We start from the raw sequence: 21,664 nt of genomic DNA on the forward strand, positions 1-21,664 counted from the left end.
CCATGGCCTACCCGGAGAAGCGAGGAAACACATGGAGGGTTAAGCACAAGCTTCCCAACGGTAAATGGTCCAGCGGCACCTCCGGCTTCCCCACCAAGCAAGCCGCCCTCGACTGGGGCCGCGACCAGGAGGCGAAGATCCGTGAAGGAACCTGGCGCGACCCCAACGCGGGCGAGATCTTCTTTAACACCTGGGCTGAGAACTGGCTGGAAGCCCTCGACCTGGAGCTCAGCACCGTCGAGAACTACACCTACCACCTGCGGCGCTTCGCCATCCCCGCTTTCGAGCTGAAGACGCTCAACTCGATCACCGAAGTAGACGTCGCCGCGTGGGAGCGCCGAATCCGCACCACCCATTCCGAGCGCACCGCGAAGGACGCGCGAACCGTCTTGGGCATCTGTCTTTCTGACGCGGTACCTCGGCACATCGGCGTCAACCCTGCGGCGCGTAAGAAGACCAAGGGGCGCATCGGTCAGGCCCGCGTAAAAGCAGCCATGAAGAGCAGGAAAGCTGTAGTCAGCCCGCTCCAAGCGCTTCTCGTAGCCGAACGCGCGGCCTCCCTGTCCGGGCATGAGCCGGACTTCCTGAAGCTCATCACCATCGCCTGGACGGGAGCCCGCTGGAGCGAGACGGTCGGAATGGACCCGGAGTGCGTCCACACCGACCACATCGACCTGTACTGGAAGCTGTATGAGCTGAAGGGGAAGTTCTACCGAGGACACCCCAAGGACGGCAGCATCCGACGCGTGGACCTGCCTGTCTTCCTGAGCCGCCTCCTGTACGCCCACCTCGAAAACGGATCCTTCACCTGTACCTGCCGCTCCGCCGAGGAGCCGTTCTGCCCGGGGGCCGAGTACGTCTTTCTGGGGCCGAAAAGAGGGCATGCGCGCCGCTCAGGATTCTCCCGGCACCAGTTCCGTCCAGCCGCTGATGGCGTGTATCCGGCGCGTGGCGGTAAGAGCCCGCGTCCGGCCATGCGGGTCCTGGTGGACGCCACAAGCAGCTGGCCCGGAATCCCTCTGCCGCCTTGGCCGGCCGCCGTGCGCGGGCAGGACTTCGTGCTCCCGAAGGGCCAGGGCGTGGCGCGCATGCCAGAGCGCGATTTGGGGGCGCCCATCCGTCACCAGGGCAAGGCAGGGCTCAACAGCCGGTCGAAGAAGGCTGAGCTCGTGGAGTATGCGGTCGCTCAGGGCATGCCGGTGGAGATCGCTTCGACCTCGACTCGTGAGCAACTGCTGGACCGCTTCGTTCGCAGCGCTTACACGCCCAGCTCGGCGGCGCTGGCCTCGTGGATGCCTGTGATGCCGAACCTGACGCCGCACGGGCTTCGCCACGGGCACCAGTCGTGGCTGGAGACGGCCGGGGTGAAGTACGTGATGGTGGCCGACCGCATGGGGCATCTGATTCCTGGGATGCGGGGTGTCTACAGCCATCCGACCGATGAGATGCGCTCTGAGTGCGTGACGGTGCTGGAGCGGCTGTGGGAGGAAGCTCTCGTCGCGCGGGCTGCGCTACCGCCCTCCTCGGTGCCGATGTTGGAGCGTCTGCTGGCGCCGTATCGGGAGGGGAACGTGGTGCGGTTGGGAGTCGCTCCGCGGACCGCCTGAAAGATCATCTCCCAAATGATCTCCCATTTACACACCAAAGGCCCCCCGCGATCTTCGCGAGGGGCCTTTGAGCTGGAGCCGCCTTCGGGATTCGAACCCGAGACCCCTTCATTACGAGTGAAGTGCTCTGGCCGACTGAGCTAAGGCGGCTTGCCATAGAACGTGATGAAGTCTACAGGACCCCCACGGGTCCTCGCGCCTTCCCTTCACTCGATCTTCGGACATCGCGTGCCTGAGGTCGGCGCGCGGCCCGTCAGCAGGTACGTGTCCACGAGCCCGTCCACGCACGTCGACCCGTTGAGGTACGCCGTGTGGCCGTCGCCGTCGAAGCTCACCAGCACGCCGGACTCCAGTTGCGCGGCCAGCGACCTCGCCCACGCGTACGGCGTGGCGGGGTCGCGGGTGGTGCCCACCACGAGGATCGGGGGCGCCCCGGACGCCTTCAGCGGCCTGATCGGCGTGGTGGCGGGGGTGGGCCAGAAGGCGCAGGGCAGCGAGCTCCACATGATGAACGCACCGAACCCCGGCACGCGCCGCTCCGACTCGGCGGCGGCCTTCGCGAAGTCGGCGGTCGTGCGGGGGGAGGGGCTGTCGGCGCAGTTGATGGCCATGTTCGCCTCGGTCTGGTTGGTGTACGTGCCGTCCTCAGCGCGTCCGACGAGCTGGTCGGCGCTTCGCAGCAGCAGCCTGCCGTCGCCGTTCGCCGCCTCGTGGAGCGCGTCGGACAGCAGCGGCCACGTGCCCCGGTCGTACAGCGGGGTCAACGCGCCCAGCGTGGCCAGCGCCTCAGTGACCTCACGCCCGTCACTGCGCAGGGGTTTGTCGTCCGTACGGCGGAGCAGCCCGGCGAGCTCGGCCACGGCGCCGTCGACCGTACGGCTCCGCAGCAGGCAGTCGGGCGCGGCAACGCAGTCCTCGGCGTAGGCCCTGAACGCGTCGGAGAAGCCCTTGGCCTGCCCCTCGTTCAGCTGGACCCGGTTCAGGGCAGGGTCGATGCCGCCGTCGAGCACGAGCGCTCGCACGCGGTGGGGAAACAGGTCTGCGTAGTGCGCCCCTAAGTACGTGCCGTAGGACTTGCCCAGATAGGTCAGCCGGTCGTCGCCGAGGGCGGCGCGCAGCACGTCGAGGTCGCGGGCGGCGTTCACGGTGCCGAGATGCGGAAGGAGGCGGCCGGAGGCGGCTTGGCAGCCGCGCGCGAACGCACGGGAGCCGGATTCGAGCGCGGCGAGCTCGGCCTTGGTGCCGGGGGTGGCGTCGAGGGCGAGGAAGGCGTCGAGCTCGGCGTCGCCCAGGCACTCGACGGGCGCCGACTCGCCGACGCCGCGCGGGTCGAAGCCGACCACGTCGAACCTGGCCCGCACCTCGGGGCTGAGGACCACGCGGGCGGCTCTGCCGTAGTCAATGCCGGATCCTCCCGGGCCGCCCGGGTTGATCACAATGGAACCGAGGCGGTCGCCGTTGGCGGGCAGCCTGATCACACTGATGGCCAGCTGCTCGGCGGAGGGTTTGGTGTAGTCGAGGGGCACGGCGAGCTTGGCGCACTCGAACCCGTCTCCGCAGTCTTCCCAGGCGAGCTCCTGCTGGTAAGGATCGAGGGAGGGCGTGGTGGGTGTCCCGCACGCGGCCACCAGCAGGCTCAACCCGAGCCCGATGACGAGCCCGCGCCCTCGACCCATCCCACCCCTTCCCACCGTGAGAAACAGGAGGCCGCCTGTCGCCGTCCCGTACGCCGCCTGTCGCCTCCAGGAGACTGCCAGTCGCCCCCGTACGCCGCCTGTCGCCGCCGGGAGACCGTCAGGCATCGCCCCCATACGTCGAGTCGTACGCCTTGCGCGGACCGCACACGCTGGCCTTCGAGCACGAGCACCGACGCCCGCCGTCGTTCAGCCGCACCACCACCGAGTCGGACGGCACGTTGTGCCCCACCACGGTCCCCGGCCCCTCGGGCGTGTCGACGGCCACCCCGACCCGCGGCGCCGACGCCCGGAACTCCTGGTACAGGGGATGCTCGTACTTCAGGCAGCACATCAACCGTCCGCACGCCCCCGCGATGCGCAGCGGGTTGACCGGCAGGTCCTGGTCTTTGGCCATCCGGACCGACACCGGCTCGAAGTCCTTGAGGAACGTCGCGCAGCACAGGTCACGCCCGCAGGGCCCGATCCCGCCCTGCAGCCTGGCCTCGTCACGCGGCCCGATCTGCCGCAGCTCGACCCTGGCCCGCAGGTTGCGGGCCAGGTCACGCACCAGCGCCCGGAAGTCGACCCGGTGGGGAGCCGAGAAGTAGACGGTGTAGATGTTCTCCTTGTCGAGGTAGTCGACGCCCACCACCTTCATCGGCAACTCGTGGCGCTTGATGAGCCGCTTGGAGACGCTGCGCGCCTCCGCGCGCCGCCGTTTGTTGGTCTCGTCGCGCGACAGGTGCTCATCGCCCGCGAGGCCCTCGCACACTGGAAGGCCGTCGATGTCCTCGCTGGAGTATTGCGGCGCCCATACGCATTCGGCGACCTCCGGCCCCGAGTCGGTGGGGACCAGCACTTTGTCGCCCACCTTGGGGCTGTGTCCGCCCGGATCGAGGTAGTAGAGCCTTCCGTAACGGGTGAAGCTCACGGCCATGATCATTCCCATGGGCTCGCGCTCGCCTCCTGACGGCCTCGGGGATCCTTACCGGCCTTCCTTCCCCACCCTACGAGAGCCGCCAACGATTATGGGGCCTGGCATGTGTCTGGCTCGGAGCCGAACAACCGCAGCGCCGCCCGGTCAATCCATGAGGACCGGCACCCGTGCTTGATGACCGTCGCGACGCCCTCGATCCTCGCCGCCGCCGCGACCAGCGCATCCCCATCGGTGCCGGGCCGCAGCCGCAGTCGGAAGGCCTCGGGCATATCCTCGGCCTTCACCAATCTGAGGAGCTGCGAGTCTTCGTCCTGAAAGGAGCGGCGGAATCTCACGTAGTTGGCCGCCTGATCCTCGAATCGGATCTCCTGCACCTGCGGCACCGCCTCCAGCGTTCGCTGGATGGCCGCGCGATCGACGAGCACATCTCCTTGGCACCTCGGCACCGGCGATCCGGATTTGCAGAGGAATACCGACATGTCGGCCTTACCGTCGTCCAGCGCGGACAACGAGATTGAGACCCCCGCCGCCAGCACCGCCGGCTCCTCGCGTTCGACCGGCCACCACCCCATGGCCCCCACCACGCCGGCGAGCGTCACCGCGATGGCCACGTATCGGAGGTCGACACGCCACCTCGTCCGCGCCGCCGGCGCCTGCAACGGCCTGACCGTCTCGGGGGCCACCGTCGCGCCCGCGGCGCTGAGCGCGTCGCGCAGGCGATCCTCCATCGGGCTGTTCACGCGTCCTCCCCGAGCGCTCGGGCCAGGGCGGCGAGCCCCCTGGCGATCGTGGACCTCACAGTGCTCGCGCTGATCCCCATGGCGTCGGCCACCTCCTGGTCAGACAGGTCGAAGTAGTAGCGCAGCGTCAGCGCCTCGCGCTGCCGCCGCGGCAGCGCCCGCAGCGCCGCCAGCACCTCCTTGCGGTCTTCACCGACGAGGGCGGCGCTCTCCGCCGACCAGACCGGCGGCTCGTACGGCACCGCCCGCCTGAACACGGTCGCCCTGCGCCGCAGCACCGACCGGCACCCGTTGAGCACGGCGGACCGCACATAGGTCAGCGCCCGATCAGGATCTCGCAGCCGATCCCGCCCCGCGTGGGTGCGGGCGAACGCCTCCTGGACCACGTCTTCGGCCGTCGCCTGATCGCCGACCATGATCAGGGCGAGCCGTACGAGGCCCAGGTGGTGTTCGGCGAAGATGGTCGCCACATCCACGAGCTCCCGGTCAGGGAGCAGCTCGACTTTCACATCACAGAGACGTTTGGGGAGGGCGTCTGCTGCTCCGGCCATCTGCCGATTTTCGCGGAGCGGCCATGGGCTCCGCAGGCCAAAGCTTCCGTTTCACGACGAGGCCAGGCGCGGCGCAGGAGAAGCCGGGGGGCGGCGTAGGAGAAGTCGAGGGGCAGCGCAGGAGAAGCCGAGGGGCAGCGCAGGAGAAGCCGGGGGGCAGCGCAGGAGGGCATAGGAGAGGCGAGGAGTGGGCGAAGGAGGGTCAAATGACGGCGCTGAAGGAGGCGAGAGGTGGCTGGCGAGGAGAGGCCAGGACAGCCCAAGGGGCCAGGAGGCCACGGCCACGGGGCCACGGGCAGGTGGCCACGGGCAGGTGGCCAGCGAGCAGGAGGTCACGGGTCAACGGGCCAAGGGGGTTAGCGAAGCCAGGAGGTCAGGGGTCAACGGGCCAAGGGGGTTAGCGAAGCCAGGAGGTCAGGGGTCAACGGGCCAAGGGGGTTAGCGAAGCCAGGAGGTCAGGGGCGGCGCAGGGCCAGCATCATCGCCTCGACGGCGATCTGCGGGTTCACGTTCGCCGCCAACCGCTCCCTGCACTGCATGATCGCGTCAATCCGCCGCAGGCTCTCCTCTGGCGTCGAGGCCCTCGCCAGCCCGTCGAGATGGAAGCGATGATCCTCGTTGGCCAGCTCCACGGGCGCGCCGAGCTGCACCGCCAGCACATCCCTGTAGTACGACACCAACTCCAGCAGCGCCACATCGAGCGAGTCGCGCTTCACCCTGGTCGCCCGCGACTTCTGCCGGTCCTCCAGCTCCTTCAGCGCCCCCGCGCCGCCACGCACGAGCCCCCTGTTGAGCCCCTTGCCCGACGAGCCCTCGCCGTACAGCTTCCTGAGCTCGGCGGTCTCGTTCTCGTTGAGCGCGGCGGTCGCCGCGGCCGCCTCCTCCTCCGCCGTCTTCACCAGCCGCTCGGCGGCCGTGATGCAGTCGCCGACCCCGCCGAGCGATCGGGGGATGGCCAGGACGGCCTCGCGGCGCTGCCGTACCCCCTCGTCGAGGGCCAGGGCCCGCGCACGGGAGAGGTCGCCCTGCGACGCCCGCGCGGCGAAGTCGGCCATCTCCCACGGCACGCTCTCCCGCGTGGCCAGCACGTGGGCGACGGCGGTGCCCGAAGGGGTGACCAGGCCGACGACCCTGCACCGGGACCTGATCGTGATGATCATGTCGTCGGGAGCGGGCGCGCACAGCAGCCACACCGTCCGCGGCGGCGGCTCCTCGATGGCCTTGAGCAGCGCGTTGGCCGCCGACTCGGTGACCCTGTCGGCGTTCTCGAACAAGATCACCCGCCAGCGGCCCTGGGTCGGCGCTCCGGCGGCACGCAGGATGAGCTCGCGGGTCTGCTTGACGCTGTAGGACAGGCCTTCCGGTTTGACCGCCTCCAGGTCGGGGTGCGAGCCGATCATCACCTGATGGCACTGGTCGCAGTGGCCGCACCCGCCCGACGGGCACAGCAGCGCGGCGGCGAAGGCGCGGGCCGCGACTTCACGCCCCGACCCGGGCGGGCCGGTGAAGAGCCAGGCGTGCGTCATCCCCGCACCCCGCCCGCCCGCGACCGCCTCGGCGGCGGCCTGAGCGGCCCGCGAGAGTACGGCTGCAGCCTGCTCCTGGCCCACCAGGTCGTCGAAGACGCTCACCGGGTCAAGGTTAGTCGCGGATGGCGGGCATCGTGCCGGTGACGTCCTCGGACTCACTCGGCACCGGATCGGGCAGAAGCTCCCGAACCCTGTCTTGTACGGCTCTGCTGATCTCGTCCAGCGGTAGCGTGCCGTCGACCACTAGATAGCGTTCGGGAGCGGCCCCGGCGAGCGCGCGGAACTCCTTGCGCACCCGCTCGTGAAACGCCATCGGCTCCGCCTCGATGCGGTCGGCCGCGCCGCCGAGCCTGGTCAGCCCCACCGACGGCGGCGTGTCGATCAGCACGGTCAGGTGCGGCACCAGCCCGCTCGTCGCCCAGGCGTTGACCTCGGACACCTCGCCGGGGTCGAGCGCCCTGCCCGCCCCCTGATAGGCGAGCGAGGAGTCGACGTAGCGATCGGTGATCACCAGCGCTCCCCTCTCCAGCGCCGGTCTGATCACCTTCTCCACGTGTTCGGCCCTGTCGGCGGCGTACATCAGCGCCTCCGCCCTGGCCGACAGCCCCTTCTCCGCCGCGTCGAGCAGAATCGCGCGCAGCCGCATGCCGACCTTGGTCGAGCCCGGCTCTCTCGTCTGCACCACGTCGAACCCCTGGTCGCGCAGCCAGATCGCCAGCAGCCTCGACTGCGTGGTCTTGCCCGAACCCTCTCCGCCCTCAAAGGCGATGAACACCCCAGGCACTTCGTCCACATCCCCCGGTGCGTAGCTCTCGCCGCGCAGCGCGGCGAGCATGTCCTCCGACAGTGACACACCCTTCCTGTCGTCCACCCGCCGCAACGCCAGTGCGCCGACCACCGTCATCAGGCCGCCCATGGCGAGCAGGGCCAGCAGGGCGCCACCCGCCAGGCCCGCCGCGGGAGCGACCACGGCGGCCGCGAACAGCAGTGTGACCCTGGCGACGGGCTCCACGGACGAGCCGTCGAGGACGTCGAGGCCGACCCGCCACGCCACACCAGCGCACAGACCGAGCACCACGGTGAGCATGACCACCACGGACTGGTCGCGGACGAGCGCGATCACCACCAGCGCCGCGCCCACGGCGACGACCGCGACGCCGAACAACCGCAGCCGCGACAACCGCGTCAGCACCCGAGGGCCGAAGAACAGGCCGACCGCGACGCCCACGAACAGCGCGCCGAACACCACCCCGTAGGCCACCGGGCCGCTCAGCACGCTGACGCCGATGAGCGCGCCACCCGCGGCGACCGTGGCCAGCAGGCCCGCGCGCACCCCGCGCGCCACCCTGTCGCGGCCCGAGGCTCGCCAGCCTTCGAGCACCGAAGGCGTCGAGGCCGCCCCGCCACGCCTGGGCAGGCCGCGCAACGTGAACACCAGCACGGCCGACACCAGGTAGGCGAGCGCGCCTCCCGCGACCATCCACTGCCCCGCCATCGTCAGGACTGTGAACAGCAGCGCGGCGACGGACGCGGTGCCGTACGTCACGAGGACGCCGAGCCTGGCGGCCTCCTCCAGCCGCTCCTTGGGCACCAGCGCGGGCACCGTTGCGCTTCTCGCGGGCGCCCACAACAGGGCCGCGCACTCGATCAGGAGCGCCGCGACCACCAGCCACTGGTAGAGGCCGATCAGCGGCACCGAGGCCACCAGCGCGAACCTGGCCAGGTCGGCGGCGAGCATCGTCACACGCCGGTCGAGCCTGGCGGTGAGCGGGCCTGCCAGCGGGCCGAGTAGGAGCGCGGGCAGCAGCTTGGCGAGGAACACGCCGCCGACGGCCGCCGCCTGGGCCTGGTATCCGTGAGGGGCGGTGAGCTGCGCGGCCAGTGCGCTGAGGGCCAGCAGGGTGAGCCAGTCGCCCAGGCTGCTCGCGGACATGGCCATCCACAGCCTGCGGAAAGGGGAGATGTCCAGCACGTGGACCGGTCTGCGGATGGTCATGGTGTCAGCGTATCCAGGGGGGTTGAGGGCGGGAGTCTGCTATGCCCGGCTGTACGTGGCCTGAGGGTAATACCTGTGAACTCGTCACGGAGGCAAGTTGGACCAGGGAGATCTCGTCGTACGGGCCCACCGGCACCAGCGGTTTCCCTCGCCCCGCCCGCCCCCGAGATGCCTGACGGCCGGCGGCCGGATGCCCGTCCTTCCGATAGACCCCGTGGAGGGCCGCCGCCCCGCGACCACCGGTGCGGCCTGATCCGTGATCGCGGGCGTCTTCTGGAAGAAGCGAGACGGCGCGACGGGCGAGCGTCTCCACCCCGACGACAACCCCGAGCACTGCCACCCAGCGACCACCAGCACGGCCCCACCCGTGGTCACCGGCGGGCGTTCTTCTGGAGGAATCGAAAGGGGGACGGACGGGCGTTCTTTCGAGGGAAGCGAAAGCAGGACGACCGGCAGGGCGGTTGTCGGCAGGTGCCCGAGAGGAAGCGCGCGCCACGCCCGAAGTCGTCCGCGAGCCGGGCAGGAGACCAGGCGAACCAGGCAGGTGACCAAGCCCAGCAAGGATGACGCCACGAACCGGGCATGGCGTGCGCCACGCCCGGTCGGGAGCGTCCTGATGACCGGCTGCCAGATCACCCCGTCAGCTTACGGTCCGTGACCGACAATTAACCGGTCACGATTTGGCAGCGGGCTTCTTCCGCGTCGTCGTGGTCGCCTTCTTCGCCGCCGGCTTCTTCGCCGGCGCCTTCTTCGGCGCGGGCGCCCGCTCACGCCGTTCGGCCAGCAGTTCGGCGGCCCGCTCGATGGTGATGTCCTCGACCGTGTCGCCCTTGCGGAGCGAGGCGTTGGTCTCACCATCGGTGACGTAAGGCCCGAAACGGCCTTCCTTGACCACGACCGGCTTCTTGGAGTTGGGGTCCTCACCCAGCTCGCGCAGCGGCGCGGCGGCAGCCGTACGGCGACCGCGCTGCTTGGGCTGCGCGAACAGCTCCTTGGCCTGCTCGATCGTGATCGTGAACAGGTCGTCCTCCGACCCGATCGACCGCGAGTCGGTGCCCTTCTTGATGTACGGCCCGAACTTGCCGTTCTGCGCGGTGACCTCCTCGCCGTCGATCTCGCCGACCACGCGCGGGATCGACAGCAGCTTGAGCGCGTCGTCCAGCGTGATCGTGTCCAGCGACATCGACTTGAACAGCGAACTGGTCCGCGGCTTGGGCGCGTCGGCCTTCTTGGTGCGCTTCTTGGTCTCGTCGGGGGCCGCCTCGGGCAGGACCTCCGTGACGTACGGCCCGAAGCGGCCGTCCTTGGCGACGATCATGTTGCCGCTCACCGGGTCGCGACCGAGCTCGCGGTCGCCCGTCGGCCTGGCGAACAGCTCCTCGGCCTTCGCCGCGGTCAGCTCGTCGGGCGTCATGTCCTCGGGGATGTTGACGCGGACGCCCTCGCGGTCGAGGTAGGGCCCGTAGCGGCCCACCCTGATCACGATGTCGCTGTCCCTGATCGGGAAGGAGCTGATCTCCTTGGCGTCGATCTCGCCGAGGTCGGTGACCATCTCCTTCAGGCCCTCGTCGCCGTCGTGGCCGAAGTAGAAGCGCTGCAGCTCAGGAACGCGTTCGGCCCTGTCGTTGGCGATGTCGTCGAGGACCTTCTCCATCTCCGCGGTGAAGTCGTAGTCGACGAGGTTGCCGAAGTGCTGCTCCAGCAGGTTGACCACGGCGAAGGCGAGGAAGGAGGGCACCAGCGCGGTGCCCTTCTTGAAGACGTAGCCCCTGTCGAGGATCGTGCCGATGATCGACGCGTACGTCGAGGGACGGCCGATCTCGCGATCCTCCAGCTCCTTGACCAGCGACGCCTCGGTGTAGCGGGCGGGCGGCTTGGTCGAGTGGCCGGAGACGTCGAGCCTGGTCAGACCGAGCGCGTCGCCCTCCGCCAGGTTCGGCAGCCGCTTCTCGGAGTCGTCGCGGTCGGTCGACGGGTCGTCGGCGCTCTCGACGTAGGCCTTCAGGAAGCCGTAGAAGGTGATCGTCCGGCCGGTCGCGGTGAACTCCGCGCCCCCGCCCGCCACCTTCACGGTGACCGACTCGCCGACGGCGTCCTTCATCTGGGAGGCGACGGTGCGCTGCCAGATCAGCTCGTACAGGCGGAACATGTCGCCGCTCAGCCCGGTCTCGCCCGGCGTGCGGAACTCCTCGCCCGAAGGCCTGATCGCCTCGTGCGCCTCCTGGGCGTTCTTCACCTTGCTGGCGTAGACGCGCGGCTTGTCGGGCACGTACGCCGAGCCGTACAGCTTGATGGCCTGTGACCTGGCGGCCGCGACGGCTGTCTCCGACAGCGTGATGCTGTCGGTACGCATGTAGGTGATGAAACCGTTCTCGTACAGCCGCTGCGCCACCTGCATCGTGTACTTCGCGGAGAAGCCCAGCTTCCTGCTGGCCTCCTGCTGCAGCGTGGTCGTCCTGAACGGCGCGTACGGCTTGCGGGTGTACGGCTTGCGCTCCACCGACTGGACGGCGAACGACGCCGTGCGCAGCCGTACGGCCAGCTCGGCGGCGGCCTGCTCGGACAGGTGGAGGACGCTCGCGTTCTTGAGCTGCCCGTCGGGCCCGAAGTCACGGCCCTGCGCGACGCGCTTGCCTTCGACGCCGGTCAGCGTGGCGGTGAAGTCGCGCGGCGTCTCCTCCGGCTTGCCCGAGTCGAACAGCGCGGAAAGGTCCCAGTAGTGGGCGGCGGTGAACGCCATCCGGTCGCGCTCGCGCTCCACCACCAGGCGCGTGGCCACCGACTGCACGCGGCCGGCGGACAGGCGGGGCTTGACCTTCTTCCACAGCACGGGGCTGACCTCGTAGCCGTATAGGCGGTCGAGGATGCGCCGCGTCTCCTGCGCGTCGACCAGCCGCAGGTTGAGGTCGCGCGGGTTGGCCACCGCGTCGCGGATCGCCTGCGGGGTGATCTCGTGGAAGACCATGCGGTGCACGGGCACCTTCGGCTTGAGCACCTCGCGCAGGTGCCACGCGATGGCCTCGCCCTCGCGGTCCTCGTCAGTGGCGAGGTAGAGCTCGTCGGCGTCCTTCAGCAGCTGCTTCAGCTTGCTGACCTGAGCCTTCTTGTCGGGATTGACGACGTAGAGCGGCTCGAATTCGTGATCGACGTTGACGCCGAGGCGTGCCCACGCCTGCCCCTTGTACTTCTCAGGGATGTCATCCGCCTTCTCAGGCAGGTCACGGATATGACCGATGCTCGATTCGACGATGTAACCGCGCCCAAGGTAGCCCGCGATCGTCTTCGCCTTGGCCGGCGACTCGACGATCACCAGGCGATTTCCGCCGGCGCTGCCGTTGTTGGCTGGCACGCTGCTTCCTACCTCGCTGTTCGCTTGCTATCCCCCTGCTGGGAGCGGGCACAGATCTGAAAGGTAACCCGTGTCGGAGGATTTTCCTTCCCCCGGGGGTCACCGTCTCACTCAAGGACGCAGAATAAGGCCGAGTGAGTGCCGTTGCTCCCTAACTCACCCTGGAGACTAATCGCTGTGCTGGCCTACTCCTACATGGATGTCTATATCCCCCGCGACACTTCACGCGAAGCCGCACGTCAGCTGCTGACCGAACATGCCGAATACGGGCAGTGGGAGCTCGCCCGAGTGCGGCTGCACCCCGATGGCAGCCGGCACGTACGGCTCCGTCGCAAGGTTATCCGGGTCCGCAGCACCTTGTGACATGGCTTTGCCCGTCCCAGGGCCGCGCCCCCTGGAACGGGCAAAGCGTCTTTACCTTTGCCCGCTCGCATGTCGACGAGGGCGGACAAAGCATCATGTGCCCCACCAGGGGCAACGGGCCGTGCCCGCTCCCTGGCGTGGGAGCGGGCAGTGCGCCCACCCGCCTGCGGCGGGTGGTGATTTGGTTACTTCTTGCCGAAACGGATACGGCGGGTGGTCGCGAACAGCGTGGCCGAGGCGGCGAACATGGCGCCCATGACCAGCGCGAGCAGCGAGTTGGAGGTCATCCCCGTGACGCCGGACGGCTGGGCGGCGCTCATCAGGCCGAGGTCGCCGACGGGCAGCGCGCTGGTGGCGGAGCCGACAGCCCCACCGACCGGGGTGGAGGCGACCAGCGAGGTCGCGGGGCCGAGCGCCGCAGCCGGGCCGTTGCCCGCGGGAACGCCCTGGTGCTGGGCGGGTGAAGCGGGGGTGGCGGGCTGGCCGGGCAGGCCGGGCAGAGCAGGAAGCTCGGGCAGGCCGAGCGTGCCGGCCAGGTCGCCCACCAACGGCAGGGCGGGCAGGCCGGAGCCGCCCATCTGGTGGGTGACGTTACCCACATCCTTCACCCCGGCCATGGCGGGCACGACAGGGAGCGCGGGAAGCAGACCGCTGGTCTTGGCGCCAGTGAACCTGCCGCTGGTGCGCGCCCACCGGTCGAAGGCGTCGGAGTGCTCGTGGACCGGCTTGCCGACCCTGGCGCCACCGAGGCAGCCCGCCGCGGCGTCGCCGAGAACGGCCACCGCGTTGCCGCAGACGTTGACGGGAGCGGTGATCGGCGCGATCACCTGGTTGCCCGCCAGGATGCCGGACCTGCCGGAGGTGGTGTTGCCGCCACCGCCGATGCCGTTCTTCTGGGAGACGGACGCGCCGCCCCTGCAGTGAGCCTCCGCGAGGCCCAGCGCCGCCACGGCGTTGCCACAGGCGTTGATCGGCGCGGTGATCGGGGCCACGACCTGGTTGCCGGACAGCACGCCCGACCTGCCGGAGGTGGTGTTGCCACCCGCGCCCCTGCCGCCGTTCTTCACCGATGCGCCGCCCTTGCACCCGGCGAAGGCCCGGCCGAAGGCGGCGACCGCGTTGCCGCAGACGTTGACGGGAGCCGTGATCGGCGCGATCACCTGGTTGCCTGACAGCACGCCCGACCTGCCCGAGGTGGTGTTGCCGCCTGCGCCGCTGCCCGCGGCGGTGTTCTCGACCGAGCTGCCGCCCCTGCATCCCGCCGAAGCGTTGCCCACCGCGTTGCCGCAGGCGGTGATGGGCAGGCTGATCGGGGCGACGACCTGGTTGCCGCTGCCGGCGCTGAAGCGCCCGTCGGTGTCGTTGCCGGAGGAGCCGGGACGGCCCGGCGTGCGGTGGTAGCCGTGGCCCGGCTTGCCCGGACCGTTGGTGACGCTCGAACCGCCCTTGCACCCGGCGAACGCCTGGCCGAAGACGGCGATCGCGTTGCCGCAGACGTTGATCGGGCCGCTGATCGGCGCGATCACCTGGTTGCCGCCGAGCACCGAACTGCGGCCCGAGGTGGTGTTGCCACCGGCGCCCTTGCCGACGTTCTTGACGGAGGCGCCGCCCTTGCAGCCCGCGGTGGCATCACCGAAGATGGCCACCGCGTTGCCGCAGGCGTTGATCGGGGCGCTGATCGGCGCCGTGATCTGGTTGCCGCCGAGGATGCTGCTGTCGCCGGAGGTCCGGTTGCCGCCCGCGCCGCCCTTGCCGGCGTTCTTGACCGAGGCGCCGCCCTTGCAGCCGGCCTCGGAGCTGCCGAACAGCGACACCGCGTTGCCACAGGCGTTGATCGGCGCGCTGATCGGCGCGTTGACCTGGTTGCCGCCCAGGATGCTGCTGTTGCCCGACGTCTTGTTGGGGATGCTGGTGTTGCCGACGTTCTCGACCGACGCGCCGCCCTGGGAGCTGGCGTTGGAGTCGCCGGCCACGCCGAGCGAGTTGCCGCTGATGTCGACGGGAAGGGAGATCGGCAGGTTGACCTGGTTGCCGCCACCGATGGAGTTGTCTCCGGAGGTGTCGGCGACGGCCGTACCGCCGCCGAAGGACAGGACGGCCACCGCGAGCAGAGCCCCGGGAGTCGACGCCTTGGCCCACGTACGCATATGAATGCTCCTTGTGGTTCTTGGGGGGATGTACCTGACAGTTCGCGGGCAGCCGAGGCCGAGCGAGGTCGACGAACGACCGCGCGCAGCGGAGACCTCGGAGAATTCGCGAACCAGATCTGACGGGTGAAATCACACGCTCAGCGGAGGGGACTCGGCCCACACTCCAGCTCTCGAGCGGATTCAGTCAGGGGAGAAAGAAGGGTCGTCCGCCGCTGTGCGGAAGACCGGGGGCAGCACGCACGCCAAGGGGGCGCGCTGAGCCGTCTCACGCGGGTCGAAGAAGCACCGCGCGAGGTCCCCCATGCTTGGCCCGAACGGGCCGTTGCCACCGCTGTTGGGGGCCAAGCCGTTGGCGCCCATGCTCTTTTCCGCGGTGGAAGGTGCGGGGAAGCCGGGCTTCGACTGGCTGGTCAGCCCGTCGACTTCAGCTCCGGCCATGGCCTCGGCGTTGTCCGTCACCAAGGCGGCGCCGCTCGCCGAGGGGAACCCGGCGGCGGCTTGAGAGGTGTCGGCTCCTGTCGCCGCGGTGGTCTCCGCGGCCGCCGGAGCGGCTGAGAGCAGCCCGAAGAGCATGGCGAGCAGCCAACCGGCGACCAGCAGGCCGCCTACCGTCAGCGCTCGTGCGATGACCGAGCGGGCGCCGGCCGCGAACCGCGCCATCCGGGCGGCCCGATCGGTGGTCGCACGCTCTTCGGAAACGGTCACGGGCACGCGCCGAGCATGAAGGGCGTGCGCCCTCCACTGCTGCACCGGCATGCGTGCCACGTGACGACCTCCCGAGCTCCAGAACCGACTCTGCGAGGTCAGTCCGCAGACTCACCCCTCAACGGTCCGTAACCGTAGCAGCACGCAAGGTGGTCGCAAAGGCTTTTCAGCAGAGTCCAAGGAATCGGTCAAGCACCCGGACCCCAAACCGGAGCGAATCGACCGGCACCCGCTCGTCCACCCCATGGAACATCCCTGAAAAGTCCAGGTCTGCCGGCAGCCGCAGCGGCGCGAAGCCGTACCCGGTGATTCCCAGCCTGCTGAAAGCCTTCAGGTCCGTGCCCCCGGAGAGTGTGTACGGCACGGCCTTCGCGGCCGGGTCCTCCGCCAGCAGCGCCTCGGCCATCGCCGACACCAGCGGCCCCTCGAACGGGAACTCCAGCGCCACCTGGTGTTGCACGAACTCCCTCGACACGTTCGGCCCGAGCAGCTCGTCGATCGTGGCGAAGTACTCCTCCTCGAACCCGGGCAGGAACCGCCCGTCCACCACCGCCTGCGCGTTCTGCGGGATCACGTTGGCCTTGTAGCCGCCCTGGAGCATCGTCGGATTGGCGGTGTTACGGAGCGCCGCGCCGATCATGCGAGCGAGCGGGCCCAGCTTGTCGACGTCGTCTGGGCCGATCTCCAGCTCCTCCAGGAGGCGCTTCACGGTCGGCGTCAGCCGTACCGGCCACTCATGGCGGCCGACGCGCCCGACCGCCTCGGCGAGCTCGGTGACGGCGTTGTCGGCGTTGAGCATCGAACCGTGGCCCGCGCGGCCCTTGGCCGTCAGCCGCATCCACGCCATGCCCTTCTCCGCGGCCTCGATGAGGTAGACCCGCCTGTCGCCCAGCGACACGCTGAACCCGCCGACCTCCCCGATCGCCTCCGTGACCCCCTCGAACAGCCCCGCATGGTTGTCGACCAGCCACTTGGCCCCGTAGGCGCCGCCCGCCTCCTCGTCGGCGGTGAACATCAGCACCACGTCGCGCGGCGGCCTGCGCCGCTCCCGCACGCGCTGCCTGGCCACGGCCAGGATCATCGCGTCCATGTCCTTCATGTCGACCGCGCCCCTGCCCCACACGCAGCCGTCGGCGATCTCACCCGACAGCGGGTGGTGCCGCCAGTCGTCCGCGTCGAACGGCACCACGTCCAGATGCCCGTGCAGCAGCAACGCGCCCCTGCTCGGATCCTCGCCCTCGATGCGGGCGACCACGTTGGCCCTGCGGTCGTCGCTCTCGAGGATCAGCGCGTCCAGGCCCACCTCGGTGAGCTTCTCCGCCACGTACTCCGCGGCCTTGCGCTCACCCGGGCCCGCGTTGTCGCCGGCGTTCCTCGAGTCGATGCGGATCAGGTCGCGGCAGAGGTCTGCTACCTCGTCTTCGCCGGTGAGCGCGGTCATGCGAGCTCCTTCGATCGGGTCTCGAGGAAACACGGTATGACGCACCCCGCAGAGTTTGCTAACCTTACTGAGCCGACGCGGGATGACGGTCCCGCGTGCAGGCACCAAGTCCGGGTGGCGGAATAGGCAGACGCGCTAGCTTGAGGTGCTAGTGCCCTTTGCGGGGCATGGGGGTTCAAGTCCCCCCTCGGACACAATTTGCTACATGATCGCCCGAGCTCAGCTCGGGCGATCACTGCGTTCTGGGCTGGTTCGTAGGTCAGGCGCAGGTCGAGCTGCTCGTAGATCGCGGCTTTGTCCAGCGGGTCGGCACCACGGAACGCGCGGCGCAGGTTCCCCAGAGCGGCTGTCATAGCAGCGATCTCCTCCTCCGTGAGTTTCTTGGGGATGGTGCTGACGAGCTGGTCCAAGCGCATCTGCTCGACCTTCCGCTTCGCTTCGGTTTCGCTGATCCAGCCGGCGACGACCGCCGGGTCGCTCCCCGCATCGATGAGCGCCCGGTAGGAGGCCAGCTTGCGCTCGCAGTCCGTTACGGCCTGGCGCGTGGCCTCCATCATGGCGAGCCGATGGTCGTCGGCCGTCTGAGCGCTGGCCATGGCGCGGATGGTGTCCGGCAAGCGCTCCGGGTCGAAGAGCAGCCCGAGCCAGTCGTCCAAGGGGCCGACGATCAACTCCTCGCGGATGTAGACCGCACGTGGATGGTCGAGGCTGTTCGCCTGGGCGTACTCACGCGCGAAGACACAGCGGTAGTGGGGCTTGCCGTTGTTCCAGCTTCCCTGCATGCGCCTCTCGCACAGGCCGCAGAAGAGGCGTCCACGGAAGATGTAAGGGCGGGGACTGCTGCGTGGCTTCCGCCCTTGTTGAGGTGCTGCAAGGAGAGCCTGCACTTGAGCGAAGACCTCGTCGTCGACGAGTGGCTCGTGTGCGGGCTGTTCTGACCAGATCCAGCGGGTGGGGTCGTTCCAGCGCAGCTTGGTCATGTGGCCGAGCCCGACGTCGTTGACGTCGATCAGGACTTCGTCCTTGTGCTGGCGGTTCCAGACCTGGCGGCCGGTGTAGCGCGGGTTGAGCAGGATCGCGCGGACAGCTCCCTTGGACCAGGCGATCCCGCTGCGGTGCGGGTTCCTTGCGCGGTCGTAGGCCGACGGGCATGGGATGCCGTCACGAGTCAGGCCCTCGGCGATGGCGAGCAGGCCCTTGCCACTCAGGAACTCCAGAAAGATGCGCTGGATCACCGCTGATGTCAGGGGGTCAGGATCGAGTCTGCGCAGTCGTTTGCCGTCAGCGGCCTTGGCGGGGTTGGGATGCGGCCCGACGTCGACCAGTCGGTAGCCGTAAGGCGGGCGTCCGCCCAGGAACCGGCCCTCCATCTGGGCGAGAGCGGCCATGGACGAGCGAACGCGCACCTTGATGCGGTTGCGCTCGCCCTTACTGATCCCGCCGAACATCGACATGATCAGCTCATGTGCCTCGTTGGCCGGGTCGATCGGTCCACCGACTTCGGGCACCCACAGCGACACGCCGTAGTGCTCGAAGAGCGGAAAGGTCAACCCGAACTGGTTACCGTAGAAGGCTCGCTGCGGTTCGCCGACCACGACCGCGCCGAATCCACGGCCGGGGTCGGCGAGCTGGCTGAGCAGGCGGGCAGCCTGGGGCCGTCTGGCGGGCGGGATCGAGCGCGACTTGTCGACGTCGAAGAACTCCGCCACGATCTGGCCACCCCGAGGTTCTACGAGCGCCTTGGCCCTGTTGAGTTGCCACGCCCGCGATGCCTCGGGGTCCTGCCGATCCTCTGTGGAGCATCGGCCCCAAAACGCCAGCTCGGTCACCCGTCACTCCTCTTGATTGATCCGTTCGTAGGCCTTGAGCAAGATCCGCAGGAGGACGACAGCCACTCCCGGGGTCAGGTCAGGCGGATCGATGGGCGGCAACACCCGCAATTCCGCCTTGCCGCTTGCCGATCCGGGCCCTGCAGCGTACGTCTCCTCGGCCGTTTTGGGAGGCCCTGAGCAGGCCCTTTGTGGCTGTTCAGTCACCGTCGGGCTCTTCTGCCACAGTGGCAATGACGCGCGCCCGAGCGAGATCGCAAAACGCCTCGTTCAGCTCGATGCCGACGAAGCGCCGGTCGAGCTGCCGTGCGGCAACCGCCGTCGTTGCCGCTCCGGCAAAGGGGTCGAGGACGGTGCCGCCGGGGCGGCAGCCGGCGGCAATCGCCCGGAGCGGGATGTCGATGGGGAAGGCAGCGAAGTGTGCCACCTTCAGTGGTCGGGTGGAAATGGACCAGACGTCGCCAGGGTTCCTGCCGCGCTCGTGTGCCGCGGTATGCCGCCGCCCGGAGGCGAGCATGGCCGTGCCGTGGTTCTTGCCGCAGAAGGCTTCCTGGTCGGTCTGATACTTGCCGTCGGGCGGCCAGGGGGTCTTGATCGTGTTGGGCTTGTTGCCGCCAGTCCGGGTGCGGCGCGGCAGCGGACGGTCTCCGGTGTACGGCTCGCGGATGGCATCCAGGTCGAACCAGTAGCGGCGTTGCTTGACCAGCAGGAAGATCATTTCGTGCCGGGTGGAGACCCTGTCGAGCACGGACTGCGGCATCGCGTTCGGCTTGTGCCACACGATCGCATTCCGCAAGATCCAGCCGTTCTCCTGCAGAGCGAAGGCGACCCGCCACGGCATGCCGAGCAGGTTCTTCGGCGGCAGCACCAGGCGCGAGCGGGGCCGGACCCCTGGCTGCCGTTCGTTGTAGCCGTTGCCGCGTGACCAGCCGTCGGAGTTGGCCGCATAGCAGTCGCCGAGGTTCAGCCAGAGCGTGCCGTCGTCGGCCAGGACGCGCCTGGCTTCGGCGAACGTCGCACGGAGGGTTTCGATGTACTCCGTGGGTGTCGGCTCCTGCCCGTACTGACCGATCACGCCATAGTCGCGCAGACCGTAGTAGGGCGGGCTGGTGACGATGCAGTCGACCGAGGCTGCGGGCAGCTCGGCTAGGACCTCGCGGGCGTCACCGAGGTAGAGGGTCGTCGTGGGGGTGGTCCAGTAGGGCTGCCTCACGGTGCGCACCTCCGGTGCGGAGATGGCGCCGGCCGTGCAGGCGGCGTGATCGGTGTTGGCGTTGAGCAGAGTCGTCATCGCCAGATGGGGCGGGCCTCAGATCCGCAGCGCCTGACCGGGTCACAACCCGAATGAGGCGCATCTCCAGTCGAACGATGATCTTTGGCGGCTCGCTGGCGCAGCTCTGGCGGATGGCTCTTCCAGTGAGTTGATCTCTGGCGCCAGAGGTGGCTGTTCTGCTACTCAAGGTGCGCCAGAGGGTCGCCAGAGGTGGTTCTTACACCGGTTACGAGAACGCAGTTCCTCTCGTACTGGAGCAACGCGATGAAGTCCCACCTTCACGAGACGCCCCTGGCGAACAACTCACCCCTGGACGCCGCGGAGCATGTCTTCCAACTCGTCTCCTGCGACCCCGCTGGTCTGACCGTCGATGGCCGGACGCTCGGCGGAGAGCTCCCCCGGCGCCCGATCCTGCTGACCGAGCTCCGCGACCTGCTCACCTCACGGACCGTCACCAACGCCACGCGCGACAGTGTGTGGCGCGAGATGGTCGCGCGGGCCCGCCGCGACGGACCGCAGTGGTTCGTCGGTGCGGTGGGCGTCGCGGTGCCGGCCCTGCGCGGCATCGCCGGGCGGATCTGCCGCGGCTACGTCGCCGGCGACCCGATCGACATCGACACCGAGGTCCTGACCGCCTTCATCGAGGCACTGCGCACGACGGACATCGACCGGCCGAATGTGCTTCCTCGGATGTGCGACGCGGCCCATAGGGCCGGTGAACGAGCTCGCCAGAACGCCGAAGCCGATGTCGCTCGCCGGGTCTCCAACCACGCCTCCAAGGCGCCCGCGGCGCCCTGGGGACACCCGGATCTCGTCCTGGCCGACGCGGTGGCGAAAGGGGTCGTCAGCGAACTGGATGCCGAGTTGATCGGCCGCACCCGGCTGGAGAAGCGCACCCTTGCCGAGGCCGCAGCCGAGCTCGGGCTGACCGAGGAAGCCGCCAAGAAGCGGCGGCAGCGCTGTGAACCGATCCTGGTCGACGCCGTTCTGGCCGGAGAAGTCGAGGCGGCGCTGTCCCTAACGATCACTTCTGCCGCCCCTAGAAGGGTGGAAGAGACTTCCGCGCGGAGCCGGATCACCTCAGATCCGCGGCCCATCACTACTGAATCGAAGGGAGGCTGGGGCAACCCCACCGGCTCCGCGCGGACCGCACCTTCCACCCCTAGGACCCGCTGGCGTCACCTGGCGAAGGTCGCGCTGATCGCGGCAGTCGTTGCCGTCGTCCTTGCCGGTACGGCTTCCGCCGTACTCGCCGAGACGCAGCCCGGAGTCGCCCGAGTGCCGTCAGACCTCAACAAGGTTTTCGACAACCTCCGGAACTGGCTGATCGGCCTTCTTGCCGCCTTGGCAACGCTGATGCTCACCGTCGGCGGCCTGCGTTACCTGGTTGCCGGCGGCGATCCTGGTGAGGTTCAGAAGGCGAAGGCGGCGCTGAAGGCTGCCGCCTTCGGCTACGGCCTTGCCATCCTCGCACCGCTCTTCGTCAACGTGCTCAAGCGCGTCGTGGGCGGGTGAGCG

General features: G+C 69.1%; 14 protein-coding genes, 2 tRNA genes and 1 pseudogene. 4 read left to right on the forward strand and 13 right to left on the reverse strand.

Annotated elements, in window-relative coordinates:
* The first annotated feature begins 2 nt into the window (after window positions 1-2).
* The gene (locus ACFXJ8_RS26355; protein WP_379646634.1) at window positions 3-1,607 is read left to right on the forward strand and encodes a hypothetical protein; all 1,605 of its coding nucleotides are present in this window, start codon (window positions 3-5) and stop codon (window positions 1,605-1,607) included.
* 73 nt (window positions 1,608-1,680) lie between these two features.
* On the opposite strand, the gene ACFXJ8_RS26360 is transcribed toward ACFXJ8_RS26355, so the two are convergent.
* From ACFXJ8_RS26360 to topA, 8 genes are all read right to left on the reverse strand, one after another.
* A tRNA-Thr gene (locus ACFXJ8_RS26360) sits at window positions 1,681-1,757 on the reverse strand.
* 56 nt (window positions 1,758-1,813) lie between these two features.
* A complete protein-coding gene (locus ACFXJ8_RS26365) occupies window positions 1,814-3,283 on the reverse strand; it encodes an alpha/beta hydrolase (RefSeq protein WP_379646635.1) in 1,470 nt (489 codons plus the stop codon).
* 118 nt (window positions 3,284-3,401) lie between these two features.
* Window positions 3,402-4,226: a stage 0 sporulation family protein gene (locus ACFXJ8_RS26370; RefSeq protein WP_379646697.1), complete on the reverse strand. Its 825-nt coding sequence runs from the start codon at window positions 4,224-4,226 to the stop codon at window positions 3,402-3,404.
* An 83-nt stretch (window positions 4,227-4,309) separates the two neighbouring features.
* Entirely contained in the window at window positions 4,310-4,960 is a 651-nt protein-coding gene (locus ACFXJ8_RS26375; RefSeq protein WP_379646636.1) for a permease-like cell division protein FtsX, read from the reverse strand.
* Window positions 4,957-5,469 carry a SigE family RNA polymerase sigma factor gene (locus ACFXJ8_RS26380; RefSeq protein ID WP_379646637.1) on the reverse strand — a complete coding sequence of 171 codons (513 nt, stop codon included), beginning with the start codon at window positions 5,467-5,469 and terminating at the stop codon, window positions 4,957-4,959. Before ACFXJ8_RS26380 ends, ACFXJ8_RS26375 begins: the two co-directional genes overlap by 4 nt.
* 497 nt (window positions 5,470-5,966) lie before the next feature.
* Window positions 5,967-7,142 (reverse strand): DNA polymerase III subunit delta', encoded by a 1,176-nt coding sequence (locus ACFXJ8_RS26385; RefSeq protein WP_379646638.1) that lies wholly within the window; start codon window positions 7,140-7,142, stop codon window positions 5,967-5,969.
* A 10-nt stretch (window positions 7,143-7,152) separates the two neighbouring features.
* Window positions 7,153-9,036 (reverse strand): dTMP kinase, encoded by a 1,884-nt coding sequence (gene tmk, locus ACFXJ8_RS26390; protein ID WP_379646639.1) that lies wholly within the window; start codon window positions 9,034-9,036, stop codon window positions 7,153-7,155.
* Window positions 9,037-9,709: 673 nt separating this feature from the next.
* On the reverse strand, window positions 9,710-12,385 hold the full coding sequence (topA, locus tag ACFXJ8_RS26395) for a type I DNA topoisomerase (protein ID WP_379646640.1): 2,676 nt from the start codon (window positions 12,383-12,385) through the stop codon (window positions 9,710-9,712).
* A 195-nt stretch (window positions 12,386-12,580) separates the two neighbouring features.
* Between topA and ACFXJ8_RS26400 the strand changes: the two genes are divergently transcribed.
* Window positions 12,581-12,748, forward strand: a complete 168-nt coding sequence (locus ACFXJ8_RS26400; protein ID WP_379573043.1) for a DUF5703 family protein — start codon at window positions 12,581-12,583, stop codon at window positions 12,746-12,748.
* A 185-nt stretch (window positions 12,749-12,933) separates the two neighbouring features.
* On the opposite strand, the gene ACFXJ8_RS26405 is transcribed toward ACFXJ8_RS26400, so the two are convergent.
* The 3 genes from ACFXJ8_RS26405 to ACFXJ8_RS26415 all read right to left on the reverse strand — a co-directional run bounded on the left by ACFXJ8_RS26405 (window position 12,934) and on the right by ACFXJ8_RS26415 (window position 17,044).
* Entirely contained in the window at window positions 12,934-14,895 is a 1,962-nt protein-coding gene (locus ACFXJ8_RS26405; RefSeq protein ID WP_379646641.1) for a chaplin family protein, read from the reverse strand.
* 183 nt (window positions 14,896-15,078) lie between these two features.
* Entirely contained in the window at window positions 15,079-15,609 is a 531-nt protein-coding gene (locus ACFXJ8_RS26410) for a hypothetical protein (RefSeq protein WP_379646642.1), read from the reverse strand.
* A gap of 160 nt (window positions 15,610-15,769) precedes the next feature.
* Window positions 15,770-17,044: a M20/M25/M40 family metallo-hydrolase gene (locus ACFXJ8_RS26415; protein ID WP_379646643.1), complete on the reverse strand. Its 1,275-nt coding sequence runs from the start codon at window positions 17,042-17,044 to the stop codon at window positions 15,770-15,772.
* Between the two features lie 108 nt (window positions 17,045-17,152).
* Here ACFXJ8_RS26415 and ACFXJ8_RS26420 point away from each other — a divergent pair.
* A tRNA-Leu gene (locus ACFXJ8_RS26420) sits at window positions 17,153-17,238 on the forward strand.
* 534 nt (window positions 17,239-17,772) lie between these two features.
* On the opposite strand, the pseudogene ACFXJ8_RS26425 reads toward ACFXJ8_RS26420, so the two are convergent.
* Window positions 17,773-18,873, reverse strand: a pseudogene (locus ACFXJ8_RS26425) (recombinase family protein); the annotation flags it as partial.
* A gap of 199 nt (window positions 18,874-19,072) precedes the next feature.
* Window positions 19,073-20,164, reverse strand: coding sequence for a DNA-methyltransferase (locus ACFXJ8_RS26430; protein ID WP_379646644.1), 1,092 nt, complete (start codon window positions 20,162-20,164; stop codon window positions 19,073-19,075).
* A 246-nt stretch (window positions 20,165-20,410) separates the two neighbouring features.
* Between ACFXJ8_RS26430 and ACFXJ8_RS26435 the strand changes: the two genes are divergently transcribed.
* Complete coding sequence (locus ACFXJ8_RS26435) at window positions 20,411-21,661, forward strand: hypothetical protein (RefSeq protein ID WP_379646645.1); 1,251 nt, start codon at window positions 20,411-20,413, stop codon at window positions 21,659-21,661.
* Window positions 21,662-21,664: the final 3 nt, after the last annotated feature.

It is taken from the genome of Nonomuraea sp. NPDC059194 (genome assembly GCF_042754765.1).
GTDB lineage: Bacteria > Actinomycetota > Actinomycetes > Streptosporangiales > Streptosporangiaceae > Nonomuraea.